General features: G+C 55.5%; 2 protein-coding genes. One reads left to right on the forward strand and one right to left on the reverse strand.

The genetic code is table 11. From position 1 onward, the window contains the following. On the reverse strand, positions 1-622 hold a 622-nt coding region (locus lacNas_RS04825), incomplete at its 3' end, for a threonine/serine exporter family protein (RefSeq protein WP_201346650.1). Positions 623-803: 181 nt separating this feature from the next. Here lacNas_RS04825 and lacNas_RS04830 point away from each other — a divergent pair. Further along, the gene (locus lacNas_RS04830; protein ID WP_201331078.1) at positions 804-2,129 is read left to right on the forward strand and encodes an MATE family efflux transporter; all 1,326 of its coding nucleotides are present in this window, start codon (positions 804-806) and stop codon (positions 2,127-2,129) included. Positions 2,130-2,180: the final 51 nt, after the last annotated feature.

Genomic DNA, 2,180 nt, shown 5'->3' on the forward strand with positions numbered 1-2,180 from the left:
TGGTGGCTGCCACCGTGATCCGTCTTTTGGCCAAGCTGCCGCGGGCAAATTGGCCGCAGCCGGCGCCGATGAAGGCACAAATGATTTCGGGGATGCCGCCGCCCAAGAGGAAAATGAAGCCGCCGCAGGCCAAAGCGGCTGCCAGACTTGATCCCCACAAAGGATACCGGCCCTTGAGGTGTTCGATTTCCCCCAGCCGGCGGCGCACGGTCTTGATTTCAAAGTCGCCGTCGGCGGCCTCGAACTGGCGGACAAATTTTTCCAGCTCGTTCAGCTTGGCCATGTTCACCCCGGTCGTAGGCAGGGCCAGGCTTTGTGAATAAGACTGGTTGTCAACGTCAAAATAAGTGCAGACGATCGAGATCAGCCCGATGTCAGTGCTGCAGGTCAGGTCCAGGGTTCTGGCCATGGTGTCCATCGCGTCGCGCACCCGCCAGGCACCGGTGCCGCAGCTCAGCATCATCAAGCCGACCCGGGAGATGATCGACCCCTTCTCAATCAAGGTTGCTTCCTTGATCTTGGTCTTGTCGTCACTTTGAAAAAATTCTTCCCACTGCACCCGCATGTGGTGGTGGTGCGAGAGGTGGTGTTGGTACTCTTGCTCAGTACTTTCGGTTTTCATGAGACCGTTTTTGCCTTCTTTCGTTTTCTTTGCATTTCTCAACTTTTTCAATTTTAGCATAAAAAGACGCTGTAATTTTCACACCTTCTTTTTCAAGCGCTTGCAAAAAGCACTATCGCCTTTATTTTTTAAAGCTGATAAACTTAAACTAATAATTAAAATTATGAAAAGAGGGACCCGCATGGAGCAAAAAGAAATTTTTAGAAGTTTCCGCAAATACGTCAGCGCCAACGTGGCCAGCATGATCGGCCTCTCCTGCTACGTACTGGCCGACACCTACTTCGTCGCCAACGGGCTGGGGGCCAGAGGGCTGGCCGCCTTGAACATCGGGCTGCCGGTCTACAATTTCATCGACGGCCTGGCCCAGATGTTTGCCATCGGCGGAGCGACAATGTTTTCCATCGCCAAGGGACGGGGGGAAAAAGACCAGCAGAGCCGGGTCTTCTCGCAGATGCTGCTGTTTGCGATAATGGCCTCCCTGGTTTTCTGGCTGGCCGCCCTGGCCTTCGTGCATCCCCTGGCCAGACTGCTGGGAGCCAACGGGCAGACTGAACAGATGGTGGTCACTTATATCCGGATTGCCCTGCTCTTTGCCCCGGCTTTCATCGGCAACGACATTCTGAGCAACTTTGTCAGAAACGACGGCAACCCGCACCTGGCCATGTTTGCCCGGCTTTTCTCCTGCGTGTTCAACATCGTGTTTGACTACATCTTCATCTTTCCGCTCAAGCTGGGCATGCTCGGGGCCGTCCTGGCCACCGGTTTCTCGCCGCTGATCGGCATCCCCCTCCTGCTGACTCATTTTGCCAAAAAACGCGCCAGCTTCCGCTTTGTCTGGGGCAAACCGGACGGATCCATGCTGGCCAAGGCCGTTTCACTAGGCTTTCCGGCCCTGATCACCGAACTGTCTGCGGGGATCGTGATGATCGTTTTCAACTTCCTCCTGCTCGGCTTCAGCGGCAACGACGGCGTGGCTGCTTACGGAGTCGTGGCCAACATTTCAATCGTGGTCATCTCGATTTTTTCAGGCATCGCCCAGGGAATTCAGCCGCTGGTCAGCCAGGCTTACGGCCAAGAGCAGCTGCCGGTCGCCAAAAAGATCTTCAAGTACGGTCTGGGCACGGTTTTGCTGACGGCAGCCGCCAGCTATGCCCTGCTCTTTTGGCAATGCGACCTGATCGTGTCCCTGTTCAATCATGATCACAATTCAGTCCTCCAGGCCCTGGCCAACCACGGCGTCAAGCTGTATTTCACCGGGATCGCCTGCGCCGGTTTCAATGTCCTGCTGGCGGGGTATTTTTCTTCAATCGAGCTGGCCGGACCGGCCCAGCTGATTTCCCTGCTGCGCGGGATTTTCCTGATCGTGCCAGTCGCCTTTGTTCTGGCCAGACTGTTTGGCTTGACCGGTCTGTGGCTGGCTTTTCCAGCAACCGAGCTTTTGGTCAGCCTGCTGGGCCTCTACTTGACCCGCAGCCACGGCCTGTTTGAAGCAAAGCGTCTTTCTTGATGAAGGACGCTTTTTTCACGCAAAAAAATCGCCTCACCTGCAGGTGAGACG

It is taken from the genome of Lactobacillus nasalidis (genome assembly GCF_016587775.1).
Taxonomy (GTDB): domain Bacteria; phylum Bacillota; class Bacilli; order Lactobacillales; family Lactobacillaceae; genus Lactobacillus; species Lactobacillus nasalidis.